21 protein-coding genes are annotated in these 19205 nt (G+C 64.2%); 14 read left to right on the top strand and 7 right to left on the bottom strand.

Annotated elements, in window-relative coordinates; genetic code table 11:
* Positions 1–93: 93 nt before the first annotated feature.
* Positions 94–1053 carry a phytanoyl-CoA dioxygenase family protein gene (locus ACQ4W4_RS00695; protein ID WP_436540383.1) on the top strand — a complete coding sequence of 320 codons (960 nt, stop codon included), beginning with the start codon at positions 94–96 and terminating at the stop codon, positions 1051–1053.
* A 94-nt stretch (positions 1054–1147) separates the two neighbouring features.
* A complete protein-coding gene (locus tag ACQ4W4_RS00690) occupies positions 1148–2293 on the top strand; it encodes an alpha-hydroxy acid oxidase (RefSeq protein WP_436540382.1) in 1146 nt (381 codons plus the stop codon).
* On the opposite strand, the gene ACQ4W4_RS00685 is transcribed toward ACQ4W4_RS00690, so the two are convergent.
* From ACQ4W4_RS00685 to ACQ4W4_RS00670, 4 genes are all read right to left on the bottom strand, one after another.
* Positions 2290–2802 carry a P-loop nucleotide/nucleoside kinase family protein gene (locus ACQ4W4_RS00685; protein ID WP_436540381.1) on the bottom strand — a complete coding sequence of 171 codons (513 nt, stop codon included), beginning with the start codon at positions 2800–2802 and terminating at the stop codon, positions 2290–2292. The two genes, ACQ4W4_RS00690 and ACQ4W4_RS00685, sit on opposite strands and share 4 nt — an antisense overlap.
* Positions 2803–2997: 195 nt before the next feature.
* Entirely contained in the window at positions 2998–3804 is an 807-nt protein-coding gene (locus ACQ4W4_RS00680) for a DUF6624 domain-containing protein (RefSeq protein WP_436540380.1), read from the bottom strand.
* Positions 3805–3814: 10 nt separating this feature from the next.
* A complete protein-coding gene (locus ACQ4W4_RS00675; RefSeq protein ID WP_436540379.1) occupies positions 3815–4474 on the bottom strand; it encodes a hypothetical protein in 660 nt (219 codons plus the stop codon).
* Positions 4475–4482: 8 nt separating this feature from the next.
* Positions 4483–5250, bottom strand: a complete 768-nt coding sequence (locus tag ACQ4W4_RS00670) for a CPBP family intramembrane glutamic endopeptidase (protein WP_436540378.1) — start codon at positions 5248–5250, stop codon at positions 4483–4485.
* Between the two features lie 180 nt (positions 5251–5430).
* Between ACQ4W4_RS00670 and ACQ4W4_RS00665 the strand changes: the two genes are divergently transcribed.
* From ACQ4W4_RS00665 to ACQ4W4_RS00630, 8 genes are all read left to right on the top strand, one after another.
* Entirely contained in the window at positions 5431–5994 is a 564-nt protein-coding gene (locus tag ACQ4W4_RS00665) for a GNAT family N-acetyltransferase (protein WP_436540377.1), read from the top strand.
* Positions 5991–6338, top strand: coding sequence for an SMI1/KNR4 family protein (locus ACQ4W4_RS00660; RefSeq protein ID WP_436540376.1), 348 nt, complete (start codon positions 5991–5993; stop codon positions 6336–6338). The genes ACQ4W4_RS00665 and ACQ4W4_RS00660 overlap by 4 nt, the downstream gene beginning before the upstream one ends.
* A gap of 15 nt (positions 6339–6353) precedes the next feature.
* Positions 6354–6893, top strand: coding sequence for a GNAT family N-acetyltransferase (locus ACQ4W4_RS00655; protein ID WP_436540375.1), 540 nt, complete (start codon positions 6354–6356; stop codon positions 6891–6893).
* Complete coding sequence (locus ACQ4W4_RS00650; RefSeq protein ID WP_436540374.1) at positions 6890–7603, top strand: response regulator transcription factor; 714 nt, start codon at positions 6890–6892, stop codon at positions 7601–7603. Before ACQ4W4_RS00655 ends, ACQ4W4_RS00650 begins: the two co-directional genes overlap by 4 nt.
* Complete coding sequence (locus ACQ4W4_RS00645; protein ID WP_436540373.1) at positions 7596–8819, top strand: sensor histidine kinase; 1224 nt, start codon at positions 7596–7598, stop codon at positions 8817–8819. The genes ACQ4W4_RS00650 and ACQ4W4_RS00645 overlap by 8 nt, the downstream gene beginning before the upstream one ends.
* A gap of 75 nt (positions 8820–8894) precedes the next feature.
* Positions 8895–9776 carry a CE1 family esterase gene (locus tag ACQ4W4_RS00640; protein ID WP_436540372.1) on the top strand — a complete coding sequence of 294 codons (882 nt, stop codon included), beginning with the start codon at positions 8895–8897 and terminating at the stop codon, positions 9774–9776.
* A 59-nt stretch (positions 9777–9835) separates the two neighbouring features.
* Positions 9836–10330, top strand: a complete 495-nt coding sequence (locus ACQ4W4_RS00635; protein WP_436540371.1) for a hypothetical protein — start codon at positions 9836–9838, stop codon at positions 10328–10330.
* Positions 10327–10839, top strand: coding sequence for a DUF1993 family protein (locus ACQ4W4_RS00630; protein WP_436540370.1), 513 nt, complete (start codon positions 10327–10329; stop codon positions 10837–10839). The genes ACQ4W4_RS00635 and ACQ4W4_RS00630 overlap by 4 nt, the downstream gene beginning before the upstream one ends.
* A gap of 3 nt (positions 10840–10842) precedes the next feature.
* Here the strand turns inward: ACQ4W4_RS00630 and ACQ4W4_RS00625 are convergent, their stop codons facing one another.
* Genes ACQ4W4_RS00625 through ACQ4W4_RS00615 form a run of 3 tightly spaced genes read right to left on the bottom strand, consistent with a single transcriptional unit; the run spans position 10843 to position 13228 of the window.
* On the bottom strand, positions 10843–11298 hold the full coding sequence (locus ACQ4W4_RS00625) for a hypothetical protein (protein WP_436540369.1): 456 nt from the start codon (positions 11296–11298) through the stop codon (positions 10843–10845).
* Positions 11295–12272, bottom strand: coding sequence for a D-2-hydroxyacid dehydrogenase (locus tag ACQ4W4_RS00620; protein WP_436540368.1), 978 nt, complete (start codon positions 12270–12272; stop codon positions 11295–11297). The genes ACQ4W4_RS00625 and ACQ4W4_RS00620 overlap by 4 nt, the downstream gene beginning before the upstream one ends.
* Positions 12269–13228 (bottom strand): LysR family transcriptional regulator, encoded by a 960-nt coding sequence (locus tag ACQ4W4_RS00615; protein ID WP_436540367.1) that lies wholly within the window; start codon positions 13226–13228, stop codon positions 12269–12271. The genes ACQ4W4_RS00620 and ACQ4W4_RS00615 overlap by 4 nt, the downstream gene beginning before the upstream one ends.
* Positions 13229–13418: 190 nt before the next feature.
* Between ACQ4W4_RS00615 and ACQ4W4_RS00610 the strand changes: the two genes are divergently transcribed.
* The 4 genes from ACQ4W4_RS00610 to ACQ4W4_RS00595 all read left to right on the top strand — a co-directional run bounded on the left by ACQ4W4_RS00610 (position 13419) and on the right by ACQ4W4_RS00595 (position 19164).
* Positions 13419–13589, top strand: coding sequence for a hypothetical protein (locus ACQ4W4_RS00610; protein ID WP_166446692.1), 171 nt, complete (start codon positions 13419–13421; stop codon positions 13587–13589).
* Positions 13586–14446, top strand: coding sequence for an alpha/beta hydrolase (locus tag ACQ4W4_RS00605; protein ID WP_436540366.1), 861 nt, complete (start codon positions 13586–13588; stop codon positions 14444–14446). Before ACQ4W4_RS00610 ends, ACQ4W4_RS00605 begins: the two co-directional genes overlap by 4 nt.
* A gap of 270 nt (positions 14447–14716) precedes the next feature.
* On the top strand, positions 14717–15961 hold the full coding sequence (locus tag ACQ4W4_RS00600) for an efflux RND transporter periplasmic adaptor subunit (RefSeq protein ID WP_436540365.1): 1245 nt from the start codon (positions 14717–14719) through the stop codon (positions 15959–15961).
* A 2-nt stretch (positions 15962–15963) separates the two neighbouring features.
* Positions 15964–19164 (top strand): efflux RND transporter permease subunit, encoded by a 3201-nt coding sequence (locus ACQ4W4_RS00595; RefSeq protein WP_070219500.1) that lies wholly within the window; start codon positions 15964–15966, stop codon positions 19162–19164.
* Positions 19165–19205: the final 41 nt, after the last annotated feature.

The raw sequence follows: 19205 nt of genomic DNA, 5'->3' as shown, positions 1-19205 counted from the left end.
TAGTCAGGATAGTATCAGTATTGGCCGCTCAGCGCGCATTTCAGCGGACGCAGGCATCGCACAATCTGTCTCACACCAACACAGGAGACAGCGATGCAAGAAGATCGATATCAATACGGCGAAGACCGTCCCGGCAATCCGTCCGTGGCCTACACGGAACAGACCCAGTTGCGCGACATCCGCAAGCAGCTGCCCCTGCGCGTGCTGTCCGCCAGCGATTTCCTGCACTGGCAAACCTATGGCTACGTCATCGTCAAGGACGCGGTGACGCCGGAACAGGTGCGGCGCACGACAGATTTCCTGTGGGAATTCCAGGGACTCGACCAGCATGATCCCGCCACCTGGAACCGGGAGCAATTGCGCGACCACGCGATGAAAGAGCTCAACGGTTCCGGCATGGTCGAGGCCTATCACAACCAGACGCTGTGGGATAACCGCCAGACCCAGCGTGTCTACGACGCCTTCGTCGACATCTGGGACCGTCAGGATTTGTGGGTGACGATCGACCGCGCCAACCTGAACACGCCGAACAACGGCAAGCGCAAGTTTGGCGGCTTCATCCACTGGGACGCGGACACCACGCTCGACCCGCTGCCCGTCAACGTGCAGGGCGTGCTGGCCCTGTCCGACACCTCGCCCGAGAGCGGCGGTTTCCAGTGCTATCCGGAACTGTTCAACAACTTGCTGGCGTGGCGCAAGACCGTGCCGCTGGACCGCAACCCGTGGCAGCCGGACCTGGCGACGGTGCCGTACCCGATGGAATTCATCGCCATGAAAAAGGGCGAGCTGTTGATCTTCAACAGCCTGCTGGCGCACGGCATCCGCCCGAACACGTCGACGGACCAGGTGCGCCTGGCGCAATACATTTCCTTTACGCCCGCCCAGGAAGACAATCAAGCCTTGCGCGACTGGCGCGTGCAAAGCTGGCGCGAGCGCAGCGCGCCACAGGGGTATGCGTTTCCCGGCGACCCCGAGCAAAAGGAACAGCTGCGCTACCCGCAGGCGCGCTTGAGCGAACTGGGCGAGAAGATCCTCGGCGCGCGCGACTGGTAAGCGTGGCGTCGGCGCCGGCGGCATTGCCTGCCGGATAGACAATTGCCGGCAAATGCACGATCATGGTCCGACTAGCCATCGACCGAGGAAACGCATGAGTATCATCACCTGCATCGAAGACTTGCGCGTGCTGGCCCAGAAACGGGTGCCGCGCATGTTTTACGACTACGCCGATTCCGGCTCCTGGACGGAATCGACGTACCGCGCCAACAACAGCGATTTCGCCAGGATCAAATTCCGCCAGCGCGTGGCCGTCAACCTGGAAAACCGCAGCCTGGCCTCGACCATGGTGGGGCAGGCCGTCTCCATGCCGGTGGCCCTGTCGCCCACGGGCTTGACGGGCATGCAGCATGCGGATGGCGAAATCCTCGCGGCCCAGGCGGCCGAGCGCTTCGGCGTGCCGTTCACCCTGTCGACCATGAGCATCTGCTCGATCGAGGACGTGGCGGCGAACACGACGAAACCGTTCTGGTTCCAGCTGTACGTGATGAAGGACCGCGAATTCATCAACCGCCTGATCGACCGCGCCAAGGCGGCGAAATGCGGCGCGCTCGTGCTGACCCTCGACTTGCAGGTGCTGGGCCAGCGCCACAAGGATTTGCGCAACGGCCTGTCGGCGCCGCCGAAACTCACGCTCCCCAACATCCTCAACATGGCCACCAAGCCGCGCTGGGTGGCCGGCATGCTGGGCACGAAACGCCGCGGTTTCGGCAACATTGTCGGCCACGCCACGTCCGTCTCCGACATGTCGTCGCTGTCGGCCTGGACGCAGCAGCAGTTCGACCTGAGCCTGTCATGGGCGGACGTGGAATGGATCAAGCAACGCTGGGGCGGCAAACTGATCATCAAGGGCATCATGGACCCCGAAGACGCGCGCCTGGCAGTGGAAAGCGGCGCCGACGCGCTGATCGTCTCGAACCATGGCGGGCGCCAGCTCGATGGCGCGCAATCGTCGATCGAAGCCTTGCCCGCCATCGTCGACGCCGTCGGCAGCCAGATCGAAGTGCATATGGACGGCGGCATCCGCTCGGGCCAGGATGTGATCAAGGCCGTGGCGCTGGGTGCGAAGGGCGTCTACATCGGCCGCCCGTTCCTGTATGGCCTGGGCGCCATGGGCGGGCCGGGCGTGACCAAGTGCCTGGACATCATCCGCAATGAACTCGATTTGACGATGGCCTTCTGCGGCTTGCGCGACCTGCAGCAGGTGGACAAGAAGATCCTGCTGCCGGGGACGTTTTAAGCGGCAATCCGCACGATATCAAAGCCTTCCTCTGCTGACGGAGGCACGAAGTGGCGCGTGATGTCATCAAATTGCGCGTCGCTGGTGGAGAACGGGTGCAGCCCGCTGGCATTGCGCCGGCGCAAGCGCGCCTTGCATTCTTCGTCCGGCACGTCGAGGTAATGCAGCACGTGCGGCGTACCCGCCTGCTGGAACAGTTCGCGCATCCAGGCGCGGCTGGCCGGCGTATTCGCGGGGAAATCGAGCACGACGGACACGCCCGCCCGCAGCATCTGCAGGGCCAGAGGGGCGATGGCCGCGCGCAGCCGCGCCGCGCACGCCACATAGTCGGCCAGGCTGGCGATCTGGCCCGGATACAGCTGCGCCAGCAAGCTGTCTTCGCTGATGCGCACGGTATGCGGCGCGCTGGCCAACCGGGCGGTCAGGGTGGATTTGCCCGAGGCAATCTTGCCGCACACGAGGTGCAGGGTGGGCGTGGTGGGAACGGTGGTACCGGAAGTGGTGTGCATGGTCGCTCGCTGAAAGTGAAAACTAAAACCTGCGAGACGTCTTGATTGTTTGTTGCAGATCAAAGCCGCCTTGCAGGCGGCTTTGGCAATCTCATTCCTGCCCAGCCACCCTCGTTGGAATGGCGGCAATAATGGAGGGCAGGGGGCGGTGTATCGATTGCATGGAGCAACAATGCCATGCGGTCGATGGCGTTGTCAATTGTCCTGTTCGAATAACTGCCGGTATTGCGCATAGGGTTCCATGCCCATGCTGGCGCGGCGCTGCTCCAGGCGCTGCGGATCATCGATGGGGCAGGGGGCCGTCTTGCCGTCGCTGCCAGTCTGGAACTGGCTGCCGTACAGCTGCGGCTGATTGTCGCTGCACAAGTCGCGGTCGATCGCCAGTGCCAGCTTCGAAGGCGTGATCTCTCCCCGTGCCGCTGCTGCGCGCATCAGGACCAGGCTGCTTTTGAGGAAGGCACTTGATCCATGCTGGGCGATCAGCCAGGCGCTGCCCGCCGCCTTGTAGCCGACCATCGTTTGCGTGGGCCAGCCTTTGCTGGCGATGATTTGCCGCAGCCGCGCTTCGTTTTTGTCGTCCGTCTCGCGCATGCGCCGGCGTGCCTGCGCATCGGATCCCGTTGCCGGCCACGCCGTGCGCGCGGCCTGGTCTTCCTGTTCCATGGTCCGCAATTCCTGCGCCAGCGCCGCTTCGGGCAGCGCGGCCGGATACAGCAGGAAGTCCAGCGCGCCCGCCGTGGCCGCGCTGAAGATGAGCTTGGGTTCCGCTTCCCAGCCCGGCGATTGCAGGAGCAGTGCCAGTGTGCTGCCTTCCGGCACATCAATGCGGTAGCGGCCATTTTCGACCGTGCCATGTATCTGCTGCTCGCCGTGCATGCGCTCGGCAACGATGCTGATGGCTTGCGGCAGCGGCGGGCCGTTGCTGCGGATGGTGCCGCTCAGTTCGAAGGCGCCCGCATGGACGCTGCAGCACAGCAGGATGGCGAAGGTCAGGCGTGGCATGGGAGTCCGTTCATGCATGGGGGAGGTCGAGCAAGGTCCACTTTTCGCGGAACGTGGCGTCATCGAGCGGGTGCGCATGCGGGTCGTCTTGCCGGAACAGGCCGCCGATCAGCATATCCTGGATGGCATCCGTGAAACCGCCGTAGGGAGAGGCGCTGCCCCACTGGCGTTGCCTGCGGGCGAAGACGACGGCGTCTTGCTGCGCGGCCAGTTGCGCCAGCGCTGCCTGCAAGGTGGCAGCGGCGTCCGCTCCCATGTCCGTGGCGATGGCGCACACCAGGCGCTGGCCGAATTGCAGGGATTTGCCGGCCAGTCCCAGCAGCGATTCATTGGCCAGGGCCAGGAACACGTCGGGCGCCTGGTCGTCCTTTTCGCAGCTGGTCCAGGTGGGCGCCCATGCTTCCAGGCTCATGAAGCGCGCTTGCGTCGTGGCCGGCGTGTGCGTCCACTTCGCGTGCGATTTGGCATCCCAGCCCAGGCGGCCAAAGGCAATCGGCTTGCCCTTGGGATTGTATTGATGGCTGCGCACGCCGGCCTTGCCCCGCGCTTGCGCCATCAGGCCGTCGAGGCTGGCGGCAAACGGCGTCCATTGCGCCGCTTCCCACAGCGGCGGCGCATCGGGCGCGGCCAGCAGCAGGAATACTTCGTACTCGCGTGAAAAAAACGCCATGTCTGTTCCTATCGTTGCAGTTGAGATATGGCCGCCCGCTGGCTGGGGCGCAACAGGTAGACGCCGTACAGGCACAAGGGCAGCACGGCCAGCAGGGCGATGTACGGCAGGATCGACGCGCCGTCCTCGGCCGGGTTCGGCAAGGTGGCCGTCACCAGCGCGTAGTCCCACAGTCCATGCACGAGCACCATGGGCCAGATGGAGCGGGTGCGCAGGCGGATGGCGGCGTAGCCGACGCCTTGCAGGGTGGCGGCCACGGCTTGCCACAGGGCGCCGCTGACGTCGCCAGTGCCCAGGCCGTTGGCCGTATGGGCCAGGCCGAACAGTGCAGAGGACATCAGGACGGCGGGCCAGACGGCGTAGCGGTCCAGCATACCCTGCAGCAAGATGGCGCGGAACATCAATTCCTCCGAGATGGCCACCAGCGCCGCATTGCACGCGACGATCAGCAGCACGCGCGGTTGCGGCCAGCCGCCGGCCCAGGCCAGCACCAGCATCAGCAGCGCATACAGCAGGGGCGGACAGACCAGCCACGTGCTTTTCCATGGCTGCGGCGCGCACAGGCCCGCTTCGCGGCGCTCGCTGGATGCCAGCAGCAACGCCAGCGCGAACAGGGCTGCCAGTGCCCATGCCAGGCCGATACGGCCGGTGACGGCTGCGCCCGGCAAGGCGTAGCCGGCGGATTCCAGCCAGCGGCCGCCCATGCTCAAGGCCAGCCAGACGGCCAGTGCGCCGAGGGCAAGCGGCATGGTGAGGTGGATTTTAGGGATGGACATGGTCGGCTTCGGGGTTGGCTGCGTGTTTTACTACGTGCATGAGCAGATCATGAAGTTGCATCAATGATATGGTCGAAAATATTGCCATATTACATTAAAAGCACCGTCACAAAATTGCCACTTCGTTATAGTTGCATGGAATAATAAGCATTCGTCCGTTTGCCGCCAGACTGGAGCGCCATGACCTACAGCAAGACCATCGCCACCGAACGCCTGATCCTGCGCAAGCCGCAGCCATCCGATGAGGCGGCCCTGTTTGCCATGCATGCCGATCCCGAAGTGATGCGCTATTTCAGCGAACCGCCCTGGGACGATGCCGGCCGCGCGGCGCGCCAGATCGCCGAGGACAGCGCCGCCTTTGAGAATGAAGAGTTCTTCCGCTTCGCCATCGAACTGCGGCAGACGGGCGAATATCTGGGCAGCTGCACGCTGTTTTCCGTGCACCGCCAGAACCGCCGTGCCGAGATCGGCTATGCGCTGGCGCGTCCGCACTGGGGCCGTGGCTATATGCATGAAGCGCTGTCGGCGCTGATCGAATACGCCTTCGTCGAGCGCGACCTGAACCGCCTGGAAGCCGATATCGACCCGCTCAACGCCGGCTCGGCCAGCGCCCTCGAGCGTCAGGGTTTTAACAGGGAAGGCTTTTTGCCTGAACGCTGGATCGTGGGCGGCCACGTCAGCGACTCGGCACTGTACGGCTTGCTGCGGCGCGAGTGGGAAGCGCGGCGCAAGGGCGTAGCGTGAACGGGCAAGCGATCGACGCGCTTGAACGCTGGCTGGGCGCCCCCTTGCCGGCGCATTACCTGCGTTTTCTGCAGGATGGGCAGGAAGGCATGCGCGGCGAGCAGGTATTGCTGTACGGGGCAGAGAGTTTGATGGAACGCAACGAAACATATGACACGCAGCAGTCCTGCCCCGGCTACCTCACTATCGGCGACGACAGCGGCGGGCGCGCCGTCATGCTGGCCCTCGACGGGAGCGACCGCGCCGTGTACCTGGTGGGCCATGGCTCGATGCAGCGCGACGATTTCGAGTGGGCCGCCGATGATTTCGCCGCCTGGCTGGCCGCCGATTGCCCGCTAGCCTGAGGAGGATGCAAAGCAATGCACGCTGTTGATTTACCTGCTGTTGCCCATCCGTTGGTGGCCTTGCGCCCGCTGGAACGCAGCGACGCGTCCGCCTGGTATGCCTACCTGGCCGACCCTGCCGTCGTCGAACACACGAGCTGGGACTTGCGCAGCATCGACGATCTGCAGGCCAATTTCGATGATTATGCATCGGCTCAGCCGGCGTCATCCCTTCGGCTGGCCGTGGTGCTGCGCGAAGGCGGCCAGCTGGTAGGTACCATCGGCTTCAATGCGATTTCCCCGCAGCACCGTACGGCCGAAATCGCCTACGATCTTTCTCCTGGCGTGTGGGGGCGGGGCGTGGCCACGTCCCTCGTAAATGCTGTCGTGGACTGGGGTTTCCAGCGCCTGGGCTTGCTGCGCATCCAGGCGACTGTGTTGGAGAGCAATGCACGTTCACTGCGCGTGCTCGAACGCTGCGCTTTCGAGCGAGAAGGCTATTTGCGCAGCTATCGGCAAATCCGTGGAAGATCGGGCAACTTCTGGCTGTATGCACGTATCGCCGGTATTCCATGAGCAAAGCTCCCTTGAGCATCCTGCTGGTGGAAGACCACCTGGCCATCGCGCGCCAGGTGCTCGACTTCCTCGACGGCCTGGGCTGGCAGACCGACCATGCGGGCACGGGCGCGCTTGGTGTCGCGCTGGCCACGCGCAACGCTTATGACGTGGTGCTGCTGGACCTGAACCTGCCCGACATCGATGGCTTGCAGGTGTGCCGCGCCATCAAGGCGGGCGCGCCCAGCAATGTGCCGATTCTGATGCTGACGGCGCGCGACGCTTATGAAGACAAGGCACGCGGCTTTCGCGACGGCGCCGACGACTATCTGACCAAGCCCTTCGACTTGCGCGAGGTGGCCTTGCGCTGCGAAGCGCTGGCGCGCCGGCAGCAGTTGCACGTGCACCAGGAAATGCGCGTGGGGCCGTTCACCTTGCAGACGCGCGCAGGGCGCGCCCTGGTCGGCGACGTACCGCTGCCATTGACGCAGACGGGTTTCAAGATACTGCTATTGCTGTGCCGCGAACATCCGCACGCCGTGTCGCGCTCGGCCTTGCTGCAAGCCCTGTGGGGCAGCCAGCCGCCCGACAGCGACGCGCTCAAATCGCACATCTACGCGCTGCGCAAGCAGCTGGAACTGGTTGGCGGGGCCGGTGCGGCGGGCGTGCTCGTGACCATACCGCAATTGGGCTACCGCCTGGCCTTCGATGCGGCGGCCGGCGATGGCTAAGTCGATCCGACACCGGCTGTTTGCGGCCCTGGCCGGCTTCACCGTCCTGCTGTGCCTGTGCTACACGGGCCTGGCGCTCGTGATCGCCTATGTGACGGAAGACATGCTGGTGCAGCGCCTGCTCGAGCGCGAAGCGGCGGTGGTCAGCCAGCGTTTGCGCCAGTACGGTGAGCTTACGCCGTCTGGCAGCGACCTCATCACGGTTTATGGCCGCTACCTTGACTTGCCTCAAGCCGTCCGCGCGCAAGTGTCGCCGTCTGCCCCGCGCGGGGAAGTGTTTACGACGGCGGGCCAGCATTATCACGTGCTGGCGCTGGACCTCGTTGCCGCCGGCCAGCCGCGGCGCGCGTATCTGCTGGCCGACGTGGCGCCCTTGCTGGTGGTGCAGCGCCTGGTGCGGGAGGTGGGCGGTGTCGTCGCTGGCGTGGCGCTGGCGCTGATCTCCCTGGCCTTGTTGCTGGCGTACTGGCTGGCGCGGCGCCTCGTGCTGCCCCTGCAGCGTTTGGCCCGGGAAGCGCGCCAGCTGGCGCCGGGCGGCGCCGTCCATTTCAGCGAGCGCGATCGCCCCGACGAGATCGGTTTCCTGGCGCGCCGCCTGGAAACCACGTTTACCGAACTGCAAGCGGTGTTGCGGCGAGAACAGGCGTTCGCCCGCGACGTCAGCCATGAACTGCGCACGCCGCTGACCTTGATGCACAACAGCCTGGCGCTGGCCGGCGCGCAGCCCCTGGCGGCAGACGGGCAGGCGCAGCTGCGCCAGGGTGTCGACGAGATGCGCGCCACCATCGAGGTGCTGTTCGCGCTGGCGCGGGCCGAGCAGTTGCCGGGTGACGTGGTGGAGTTGCGCGGCTGTATCGAGCAATGCCTGCTGCGCCTGCTCGACGAATACCGCTGGGACGCCAGCCTGCTGGCGCTGGACTTGCCCGAGCGCTTAGATGTCGTCGGCAATCCGCAACTGACGATGTTGCTTCTCAATAACTGCCTGGCGAATGCCCTGTTCCATGGCGGTCCCGCTTGCCGCATCCGCATCGCGTATGCGCAAGGTTGCCTGAGCATCAGCAATACCGTGCAGGCGGGGCAGCCACGGCGCATCCAGGGATTTGCGCATGGACAAAGTTTGCTGGGGCGCGTGACGCAGGCCATGCGCTGGGATATCCGTTTCCATGCGGGCGAGGATTACTACCGCGTCGACATTCTTCCGCTCCTGAGGCGATAAAAAGCAGGGAGATTTCACCGCGATTTCACCGGCGCTTGCATAAGCTGCAGGCTCTTGATTAAGGGAGAAAACCGCATGAAATTTCTTATCAGCCTGCTGGTGCTGGCGTGCACCAGCATCCCCGCGCTGGCGCAAGTGAGCAGCCTCGTCCACAAGGAGGAAAAGCGCCGCTACATCGTCTATACGCCCGCCGCCTACAACCAGGCGCCGCAGCAAGCGTTTCCCGTCGTCTTCAATTTCCATGGCGGCGGCATGAGCATGGCGGAACAGATGCTGTACACGCAGATGAACAAGACTGCCGAGCGGCACCGGTTCATCGTTGTGTATCCGCAAGGCATCAAGCACGACTGGAACGTGGGCTTCGGCATGGATTACCTGGCGGGCACCGATGACGTCGGTTTTACGCAGGCGATATTGAGCAAACTCAAGCAGGATTACCGCATCGATGACAAGCGCGTGTATGCGACGGGTCTGTCGCGCGGCGGTTTCTTTGCCCTGCGCCTGGCAGCCGAGTTGCCGCAACAGTTCGCCGCCGTCGCCTCGGTGGGGGCGCCCATGCCGGAACCGGTGCTGCAGCACCACAAGCAGACGGAGAAGGTGGGCATGCTGCTGATGCAGGGCACGGCTGACAAGGTCGTGCTGTTTGAGGGCAAGGCGGCCAGCTACCTGTCGGCCGACGACACGTTTGCCTACTGGCGCAGGCACAACGGCATCGACGGCGCCGCGCCGCAGCCGCGCCTGATTCCCGGGCCTGCCGGCGACGCCACGCAAGTGAACTGGCTGGAGCAGGAGAGTGGTGCCGGCGGCGCCAGCGTGGCCTTGGTCACCGTCAAGGACGGCGGCCACACGTGGCCCGGCGCCGACGCTTTTAATGTTGGCCTGCCGATCGGCAAGACCACGCGCGCCATCGATGCGAATGAGGTGATATGGGAATTTTTCAGCCGCCATCGGCGTTGACGCCATGCTAGGATGGCGGCGCATGGCGTAACCATCAGGCAACAGGAAAGGCAGGCACAGTGGGATTATCAACAGCAGGTATCGCGGCCATGGCCGAGGCGATCTTTGCCAGGCCCGGCGCGGCCGTGGCGCAGGCGTATTCGGAGGCGGAACGGGAAACGCTGCATTTCCACTCGCCTGCCGAGCTGTGCGCGTATGCCGCCAGGCTGGAGGCCGAAGGCGCCAGCGAGGTGCTCCTGGCCGTCCATTACCCGGACATGGGCGGACACTTTGCCTCGCACCGTATCGCGCTCGATCCGGCCCAGTGCGGCGGCCTCACCTACCGTTATGTGTGCGAAGGCTGGGGCGTCATCCGCGTCTACCTGCGTTTGTCCAGCGGCAAGGGCCTGGCGTCGCATGTGGGCGCCAATTCGCAGAAGCGCGCGGAAAAATGGCAGCGCCATTACCCGGCGTTCGGCCCGACCGACGCCTGGGACTGGGCCGCCGTGGGCCGCCATGAACGCCGGCTGATCCGCGTGCTGAAGCAGGTCGCCGCACAGGAGGGCTTGTCATGACGGACGCGATGCCGATTCACCCCGCCGCCATCTTTTGCCGCTCGCTGGCGCAGCTGTCGTCCATGCTGGACAAGACCGGCACCGCGCCGCAGCTTCTGGCGGCGCGGCTGCACCCGAACATGCTGCCCTTCGCCCAGCAGGTGCGCGCGGCCGTGAGTTTTTCCCTGCGCGGCTGCTGCCCGCTGGCGGGGCTGGAGGTGGCCGATTTCAGCGCCGCCGCCAGCCTGCAGCAACAGATCGCGCAGACCATGCACTACCTCCAGGCCATCCCCCCCGAGCGCTTCGACGGGCCGCCTGAGCGCATCTGCCGCGACCGCGCCGGCTTTGCCGACATCGCGCTGCCGGCCGATGAGTACTTGAATCTGTACATCCTGCCGAATTTCTACTTTCACTTCAGCATGGCGTATGCGATCGCCCGCAGCGCCGGCGCGGCCATCGGCAAGGGCGATTTCGATGGTTATCACGCGTATGCGCCTGGCTTTTCCTTTGAGCGGCCCGCCGCGCCATAGTTCCTACAAGCCCGCTTCTTTCCATGAGGACAAACCGAGCCGTTTCAACAGCCGGCCCGACAGCCCGCAGCTCCAGCAGCTGATCTGGATTTGCCGGTGTCGTGCCGGGTCCGCGTGCCAGGCTTGCTCGGCGTAAGCGAGCAGCGCGTCGCTGAGCGGGGAGGCGTCGGCCACGGGCGGCAGGCGGCTCATCAGTTCCAACACGCCGTGCGGCGTCTCCTTGACCTGCAGCAAACCGGCCAGCAGGGCGCGCAGCACGGCGCCGTCGATGTTGCTGCCCGCTTGCGTGAAACGCTGCTGCCAGGATAGCTTGCGAACTCGCCACAGCGCCAGCAGCGCCGGCACGTCGGCGAGCTGCAGTTGCCCGATCAGCTCGTCCGCCTCGAGAAACAGGTCGAGGCGGTCGTATTCCTCGTCGTCGCTGCGCAGCAGTGCATCGAGTGCGTGCACGACGTTCATGCCACCACGTTCCTGGGGGCGCCCCGCTCGAACGCTTCGATATTGCCGATCAGGATGTCGGCCAGCTTTTGCATGGCCTCGCCGCTGGCCCAGGCCGTGTGCGGCGTGAGGATGAAGTTGGGCAGGCGCAAGTTCAACAGCGGGTTGTCGGGCGGGGGCGGTTCCTTGGAAAGCACATCGAAGCCGGCGCCGGCGATCACGCCACGGGTCAAGGCGTCGGCCAGCGCCGCCTCGTCAACGAGGCCGCCCCGCGCCGTGTTGATCAATAGCGATGTCGGCTGCATGCGTGCCAATTCCTTTGCTCCGATGATGTTGCGCGTCTTCTCCGTCAGGGGCAGGTGCAGGCTCAGCACGTCGGAGGTGGCCAGCAGCTCATCAAAACTCACTTCCTGCACGCCATCTTCCTGGACCGGGGAACGGTTGTGGACGAGCACCTGCATGCCGAAGGCGCACCCCAGCTGCGCCACGGACTTGCCCAGCGCGCCGTAACCGAGCAGGCCCAGGCGGCTGCCCGCCAGGTCGCGGATCGGGTGGCCAAACAGGCAGAAGCGGTCGGACGCCTGCCACAGGCCCGCTTCCACGTCCTCGCGGTAGGCGATGAGCTGGCGGCGCAGGGCCAGCATCAGCGCCAGCGTATGCTCTGGGACGGTGGCGCGCGCATAGTCGCGGATGTTCGCCACGACGATGCCCCGCTCGCGGCAGGCGGCCAGGTCGAGGATATCCGTGCCGGTGGCGGCCACGGCGATCATTTTCAGGTCCGGCAGCTGCGCCAGCTCGGCCGCGCGCAGCGGCACCTTGTTCGTGATGGCGATCGTGGCGCCCTGCAGGCGGGCTACCGTCTGTTCGCTGCCCCTGGTGTGCGCATGTTCTTCCCAGCTGTGGGCGAAGGCGGGCGGGCGCACGCTGGCGATCAGGCTGTCGCGGTCGAGAAAGACGATGCGGTGCGGTTGCGGCGATGTGCTTGCTGCGGTCATGGCTGGGCCTCGGTCTGGGCGGCACGCGCGGGAAGGCTGCTCTTGCCCTTCAGCTGCGTGGCCGGGTGGTTGGTAAACATGTCGGCGACCCATTCGACAAACACGCGCACCTTGGCGGACAGGTGGCGGTTGGGCGGATAGATCACGTGGATGGGCAGCGGGTCGCATTCCCAATCGCCCAGCAATTCCACCATTTTGCCCTGTTCTATCAGGGGCGCAAGCATGAAGTGCGTCATTTGCACGATGCCCAGGCCCGCCAGGCCGGCCGCCGCGTAGGCGTTCGAGTCGTTCAGGGCGATATGGCTGGGCATGGACATCTGGATGCGTTCGCCAGCGCGCGTGAAATCCCACTCAAACGTTTTACCAGTCTTGGCGGAGAAAAAATTCACGCCGCGGTGCTGCGCCAGGTCGCTCGGGTGCAGCGGCGTGCCGTACCGGGCCAGGTAGCCGGGCGAGGCGCAGGTGATGAAATGCAATACGCCGACCCGGCGCGCGATCAGGTTCAGGTCGCCCAATTCTCCGCCGCGCACGGCGCAATCGACGCCTTCCTCGATCAGGTCGACGGGGCGGTCGCTGCAACCGAGTTCCAGCGAGATGTCCGGATAGCGGGCAAAAAAATCGGGCAGGGCGGGGATGAGCAATTCGCTGGCCAGCGCCGTGGGCGCATCCACGCGCAACCGTCCGCTGGGGCTCAAGCGCGTGCGCGACAGCGATTCCTCGGCCTCGCGCACATCGGACAGGATGCGCACGCAGCGCTCGTAATACGCGGCGCCGTCGGCGGTGATGCTGACGTGGCGCGTGGTGCGGTTGAGCAACTTGACCGACAGGCTCGCTTCCAGCGACTGGATCAGGGTCGACACGGTGGCTTTCGGCAGCTGCATGTTTTCCGCCGCGCGCGTAAAGCCGCCCGCATCGACGACTTGAATGAAAACTTCCATGGCTTGCAGCTTGTTCACTTGACTCCTTATCATGTTCAGCGCGATTATTCAGAATTCTGAACAATCAATTCGTCATTGCACTCTTTATCAGATTGTAGATCAAGTCTATAGTTGTTGTACTGCAGCATAAATGTGATGCCGCAGGAAGTACAACAGGAGAAAAATCATGGGTCATCGGAATGGAATCTTTGCAGTGCTTGCTCTCGCTATGAGCTCGCTCGCTCTGGCCGCGATGGTATCGACGGATGCATACTCGATGGCGGCGCAAAGCGAAGCGAGCGGGTATAGCGCCCTGACCCATGAAGTTGGCGGCGGCGTCCTGTTGTGCCTGAACGACACGGTGCTCGATGTCGCGGTGCAGCCGGTGGTGGCGCAATGAGCGTTGCCGACACCGCCGTCGAACTGGCGCCTGGCCAGGCGCTGAAGATACGCGACATTGAAGTGCAGGGCGCGCAGGATGCGCTGGCCGCGCGCGTCTACACGGCCGGCGTGCCGGGCGCAAAACAGCCCAGCCTGATCGTCTTCTTCCATGGCGGCGGCTTTGTCGGCGGCGACCTCGACGACGCGGACGACTTCCTGCGCTGCCTCGTGCTGAGCAACCCCGACCACGTGGTGCTGGCCGCGAACTACACTTTGGCGAAGGTGCGGCCCTTTCCCGCCGCCGTGGAAGACGCGCATGCCGTGCTGCTGTGGGCGAAAAAGAACAAGTCCAAGCTGGGCTGGACGGGCAAGCAGATGGTGGTGTCGGGCATCGAAGCGGGCGCCAATTTGGCCGCCGTGTGCGCCATGATGTCACGCGACCGGGGCGGACCGCCCCTCGCGGGCCAGGTGCTGATCATGCCCATGCTCGACCCCGGCCTGTCGACCTGCTCGATGCGCTCCTTGCCGACCTGTCCGGACCTGGCCGAAGTGGCGGACCAGTGCGCCGCCGCCTACCGCGGCTACCTGCCGAATGCCGCTGACCGTACCCATCCGTACGCGTCGCCATTGCAGTCGAGCCGCCTGAAGAACCTGCCGCCAGCCTTGATATTGTCCAGCGAAGACGACCCATTGCGCGACGAGGCTGAACAATACGGCAGCAAATTGATTGCCTGCGGCATCAAGACCACCGTGCGGCGCATGGCCGCCGCGCCGCTGCAAGACGCTACCGCCCGTAATGAATGCGCCTGCAAGGTGCAGGTATTGAGCGAAATTAGCAGTTTCGTCGCCGGACTGGGGCAGGAGCCCGAGTCATAAAGCCGCCATCTGCGGCACTGCAAAAAAATTACACTAATCAGTTTACTTTTTGAATTTCGGTTGCTACACTACGCAGTGTAGTTCCCTTCCTGTCTGCGTTGTGCGTTCGCACAGCCAGCTTCGTCGTCCCCGTCCGCTTTCAAGCAGCTGGCGGCCTGTTTACCTTTGATCGAGCGCCGTCGGGCGCCATGGCACCACCATTCACTTTTTCAGCTGGGTTGCTTCCTGCCGCCCATACCATTAGAAATTTTCATAAAACAGGGAAATAAAATGAAAAACGTTCAACAATTTTCCACTCTGCTCAAGCCCCTGGCGGCCTCGCTCGCGCTGGCGGGACTGGTGGCGGTGAGCCTGGCCGGCTGCGATTCGGCCAACAGCAAGGTACCCGACGCGCCAGCGGCCGGCGGCCCGCCCATCTCGGCCGCCGCCGTCGTTGAAAAACAGATCACGGAAACGCAGGAATTCTCGGGCCGCCTGGAAGCGATCGAGCGCGTGGAAATCCGCTCCCGCGTCGGCGGCTTTATCACGGCCGTCAACTTCAAGCCGGGCAGTGAAGTCAAAAAAGGCGACGTGCTGTTCGTGATCGATCCGCGCCCATTCCAGGCCGAAGTGTCGCGCGCCGAAGGCACGGCCGCCTCGGCCCGCGCCAAGGCGGAACTGGCCAAGCTGGAACTGTCGCGCGCTGAAAAGCTGCTGGCCGAAAAAGCCATCGCCCAGCGCGAATTCGATGAAAAGGCGTCGGGCCTGAAAGAGCTGGACGCGAACGTCCGCTCAGCGCAAGCCGCGTATGAAGCGGCCAGGCTGAACCTGTCGTACACGCAGGTGCAGGCGCCGATCAGCGGCCGCGTCAGCAAGGCGGAAATCACCGTCGGCAACCTGATCGACGCGTCCGCCATCCTCACTTCGGTGGTATCGACGGACCGCATCTACGCCAGCTTCGACGGCGATGAAGATACGTATCTGCGCGTGGCCGGCACGGCGCAAAAGGGCACGCCCGTCACCGTCAAGGTGGGCCTGGCCAACGAAACGGGCTTCCCGCACGAAGGCAAGCTGGAATTCGTCGACAACCAGCTCGACCCGGCCACGGGCAGCGTGCGCATGCGCGCCACCTTCGCCAACGCCGAGCGCCAGCTGGTACCCGGCCTGTTCGCGCGCATCCAGCTCGATGGCGGCAACGGTCCGCACGCGCAAAGCACGGCGCTGTTGATCTCCGACCGCGCCGTCGGCACGGACCAAAGCCGCAAATACGTGTACGTGGTAGGCGCCGACAACAAGGCCGAATACCGTGCCGTCAAGCTGGGCCCGACCTCGGACGGCTTGCGCGTGGTGCGCGAAGGCTTGAAAGCGGGCGAGAAAATCGTCGTCAACGGCTTGCAGCGCGTGCGCCCCGGCGCGCCCGTGACGCCGCAGATGGTGGCGATGGATTTCGACCCGACCGCGCCCGTCGCTCCCGCAAAACCTGAAGTAAAAGACGCCAAGATCGCCGCGAAAGCAGCATCGACTTCCAAGGAATAAACATGAATTTTTCCCGCTTTTTCATCGACAAGCCGATTTTCGCGGCGGTGCTGTCGATTGTCATATTCGTGGCCGGGCTGCTGTCGATATTCGGCCTGCCCATCTCCGAATATCCCGACGTCGTGCCGCCATCCGTGGTGGTGCGCGCGCAATACCCGGGCGCCAACCCGAAAGTGATCGCCGAAACCGTGGCCGCGCCGCTCGAAGAGCAGATCAACGGCGTCGAGAACATGCTTTACATGTCCTCGCAAAACACGTCCGATGGCGCGATGATGCTGACCGTGACCTTCAAGATCGGCACCAACGTCGAGCAGGCCGAGACGCAGGTGCAGAACCGCGTGCAGCGCGCCTTGCCGCGCCTGCCCGAGGAAGTGCGCCAGATCGGCGTGACGACCGTGAAGTCCTCGCCGAATCTGACCATGGTCGTGCACCTGGTCTCGCCCAACAAGCGCTATGACGATATGTACCTGCGTAACTACGCGGTGCTGAACGTCAAGGACCAGTTGGCACGCCTGCCCGGCATGGGCGACATTCAGATCTTCGGCGCGGGCGACTATGCGATGCGCATCTGGCTCGACCCGCAAAAGGTAGCGGCGCGCGGCATGACGGCCAATGACGTCGTCGACGCCATCCGCGAGCAGAACGTGCAGGTGGCTGCAGGTGTCATCGGCGCCTCGCCGGCGAAGAACTCGGACTTCCAGCTGACCGTCAACACCCAGGGCCGTCTGCAGACGCCCGAGGAATTCGGCGCCATCATCGTGCGTACCAACGCCGACGGCGCCGTCACGCACCTGAAGGACGTGGCGCGCGTGGAAATGGGCGCCAACAGCTACTCGCTGCGTTCGCTGCTGAACAATAATCCTGCCGTCGGCATGGGTATTTTCGAAGCCCCGAACGCCAACGCGCTGCAACTGTCGTCCGACGTGCGCGCCAAGATGGATGAACTGAAAAAAGACTTCCCGCAAGGCGTGGAATACCGCATCGAGTACGACCCCACGCAGTTCGTGCGCTCGTCCATCGAAGCCGTGATCCATACCCTGCTCGAAGCGATCGCCCTGGTGGTGCTGGTGGTGATCATCTTCCTGCAAACCTGGCGCGCATCGATCATTCCGCTGCTGGCCGTTCCCGTGTCGATTGTCGGTACCTTTGCCGTGATGCTGGGCTTTGGCTTCTCGATCAATACGCTGTCGCTGTTCGGCCTCGTGCTGGCCATCGGTATCGTCGTCGATGACGCCATCGTGGTGGTGGAAAACGTCGAGCGCAATATCGAGGAAGGCCTCTCGCCGCGCGACGCCACCATCCAGGCCATGAAAGAGGTCAGCGGTCCCATCGTCGCCATCGCCCTGGTGCTGTGCGCCGTGTTCGTACCGATCGCCTTCGTGCCAGGTTTGTCCGGCGAGTTCTACCGCCAGTTCGCGCTGACGATCGCCATTTCGACCGTGATTTCCGCTTTCAGCTCGCTGACCCTGGCGCCAGCCCTGTCGGCTGCGCTCCTGAAACCGCACGATGCGCCGAAAGACGCGCTGACGCGCGGCATGGACATGGTCTTCGGCCGCTTCTTCGCCTGGTTCAACCGCTTCTTCGGCCGCGCTTCGCACCGTTACGAAGCGGGCGTGAAGGGCGTGTTGGGCCGCAAGAGCGCCTCGCTGGGCGTGTATGCGCTGCTGGTCGTCGCCGCCATCTTCACCTTCAAGTCCGTGCCGGCCGGCTTCGTGCCGGCGCAGGACAAGCAATACCTGGTGGGCTTTGCGCAATTGCCCGACGCCGCTTCGCTGGACCGCACGGAAGATGTCGTGCGCCGCATGTCCGACGTCATCAAGTCGGTGCCCGGCGTCGAATCAACTATCGCCTTCCCCGGCCTGTCGATCAACGACTTCACCAATGCGCCGAACGCCGGCATCGTCTTCGCCACCCTGAAGCCGTTCGATGAGCGTACTACCAAGGAGCTGTCTGGCGGCGCCATCGCGGCCGAGATCAACAAGCGCCTGGGCGGCATCCAGGACGCCTTCATCATGGTCTTCCCGCCACCGCCTGTGAATGGCCTCGGTACCATCGGCGGCTTCAAGATGATGATCGAAGACCGCGGCAATCTCGGTTACGACGCGCTGTACAACGCCACCCAGGCACTGGCCGCAAAAGCGTACCAGACGCCGGAACTGGCGGGCGTGTTTTCGGGCTACCAGATCAACGTGCCGCAGCTGTTTGCCGACGTCGACCGCGTGAAAGCCAAGCAGATGGGCGTGCAGCTGCAAACGATCTACCAGACCTTGCAGATCAACCTCGGTTCGCTGTACGTGAATGACTTCAACCAGTTTGGCCGCACCTACCAGGTGCGCGTGCAGGCCGATGCGGCATTTCGTTCGCATGCGCAGGATATCGCGCAGCTGAAGGTACGCAATGACAAGGGCGAAATGATCCCGCTGTCGTCGCTGATGCGCGTCAAGGACAGCTATGGTCCTGACCGCGTGCAGCGCTACAACGCCTACGCCGCAGCCGATTTCAACGGCGGCGCAGCCCCTGGCGTATCGAGCGGCCAGGCGCAAGTTGCGCTGGAACGCATCGCCAAGGAAGTGCTGCCGCAGGGGATTTCGTATGAATGGACGGAGCTGACCTACCAGGACATCTTGTCCGGCAATACGATGATCTATGTCTTCCCGCTGTGCGTGCTGCTGGTATTCCTGGTGCTCGCTGCCCAGTACGAAAGCTGGACCCTGCCGCTGGCCGTGATCCTGATCGTGCCGATGTCGATCCTGTGCGCCTTGTTGGGCGTCAAATTGACCGGTGGCGACAACAACGTGTTCACCCAGATCGCGCTGTTCGTGCTGGTGGGGCTGGCATCAAAAAATGCCATCCTGATCGTGGAATTCGCCCGCGAACTGGAAGAGCATGGCCGCACCGTCGTGCAAGCGGCGCTGGAAGCGTGCCGTCTGCGTCTGCGTCCGATCCTGATGACGTCGATCGCTTTCATCATGGGCGTGGTGCCCCTGGTGTTCTCGCACGGCGCCGGTTCGGAAATGCGCCATGCCATGGGCGTGGCGGTCTTCGCCGGCATGCTGGGCGTGACCTTCTTCGGCCTGTTCCTGACGCCCGTGTTCTACGTACTGCTGCGCACCCTGGCGCAGCGTTTTGAGAAAAAACCAGCCGCCGCTGCCGCCAAGCCTGTCGCCGCGCCAGCGCTGGACCTGGAAGGAGATATATATTGAAAACCAACGCAACTACACGGGCAACCGTCCTGCGCACGGCC

Source organism: Janthinobacterium glycogeni, assembly GCF_051380725.1.
Lineage (GTDB): Bacteria > Pseudomonadota > Gammaproteobacteria > Burkholderiales > Burkholderiaceae_D > Janthinobacterium.
The sequence above is the reverse complement of the archived record's forward strand: the minus strand, read 5'-3'. Positions and strand labels throughout refer to the sequence as shown.

What these genes read in the sequence shown, in the direction of transcription:
- ACQ4W4_RS00665 (WP_436540377.1), top strand. Translation starts at nt 5,431, where the DNA reads ATGACCTACAGCAAGACCATCGCCACCGAACGCCTGATCCTGCGCAAG.
- ACQ4W4_RS00685 (WP_436540381.1), bottom strand. Translation starts at nt 2,802, where the DNA reads ATGCACACCACTTCCGGTACCACCGTTCCCACCACGCCCACCCTGCAC.
- ACQ4W4_RS00620 (WP_436540368.1), bottom strand. Translation starts at nt 12,272, where the DNA reads ATGACCGCAGCAAGCACATCGCCGCAACCGCACCGCATCGTCTTTCTC.
- ACQ4W4_RS00680 (WP_436540380.1), bottom strand. Translation starts at nt 3,804, where the DNA reads ATGCCACGCCTGACCTTCGCCATCCTGCTGTGCTGCAGCGTCCATGCG.
- ACQ4W4_RS00595 (WP_070219500.1), top strand. Translation starts at nt 15,964, where the DNA reads ATGAATTTTTCCCGCTTTTTCATCGACAAGCCGATTTTCGCGGCGGTG.
- ACQ4W4_RS00605 (WP_436540366.1), top strand. Translation starts at nt 13,586, where the DNA reads ATGAGCGTTGCCGACACCGCCGTCGAACTGGCGCCTGGCCAGGCGCTG.
- ACQ4W4_RS00675 (WP_436540379.1), bottom strand. Translation starts at nt 4,474, where the DNA reads ATGGCGTTTTTTTCACGCGAGTACGAAGTATTCCTGCTGCTGGCCGCG.
- ACQ4W4_RS00610 (WP_166446692.1), top strand. Translation starts at nt 13,419, where the DNA reads ATGAGCTCGCTCGCTCTGGCCGCGATGGTATCGACGGATGCATACTCG.
- ACQ4W4_RS00650 (WP_436540374.1), top strand. Translation starts at nt 6,890, where the DNA reads ATGAGCAAAGCTCCCTTGAGCATCCTGCTGGTGGAAGACCACCTGGCC.
- ACQ4W4_RS00655 (WP_436540375.1), top strand. Translation starts at nt 6,354, where the DNA reads ATGCACGCTGTTGATTTACCTGCTGTTGCCCATCCGTTGGTGGCCTTG.
- ACQ4W4_RS00670 (WP_436540378.1), bottom strand. Translation starts at nt 5,250, where the DNA reads ATGTCCATCCCTAAAATCCACCTCACCATGCCGCTTGCCCTCGGCGCA.
- ACQ4W4_RS00690 (WP_436540382.1), top strand. Translation starts at nt 1,148, where the DNA reads ATGAGTATCATCACCTGCATCGAAGACTTGCGCGTGCTGGCCCAGAAA.
- ACQ4W4_RS00640 (WP_436540372.1), top strand. Translation starts at nt 8,895, where the DNA reads ATGAAATTTCTTATCAGCCTGCTGGTGCTGGCGTGCACCAGCATCCCC.
- ACQ4W4_RS00695 (WP_436540383.1), top strand. Translation starts at nt 94, where the DNA reads ATGCAAGAAGATCGATATCAATACGGCGAAGACCGTCCCGGCAATCCG.
- ACQ4W4_RS00645 (WP_436540373.1), top strand. Translation starts at nt 7,596, where the DNA reads ATGGCTAAGTCGATCCGACACCGGCTGTTTGCGGCCCTGGCCGGCTTC.
- ACQ4W4_RS00630 (WP_436540370.1), top strand. Translation starts at nt 10,327, where the DNA reads ATGACGGACGCGATGCCGATTCACCCCGCCGCCATCTTTTGCCGCTCG.
- ACQ4W4_RS00600 (WP_436540365.1), top strand. Translation starts at nt 14,717, where the DNA reads ATGAAAAACGTTCAACAATTTTCCACTCTGCTCAAGCCCCTGGCGGCC.
- ACQ4W4_RS00625 (WP_436540369.1), bottom strand. Translation starts at nt 11,298, where the DNA reads ATGAACGTCGTGCACGCACTCGATGCACTGCTGCGCAGCGACGACGAG.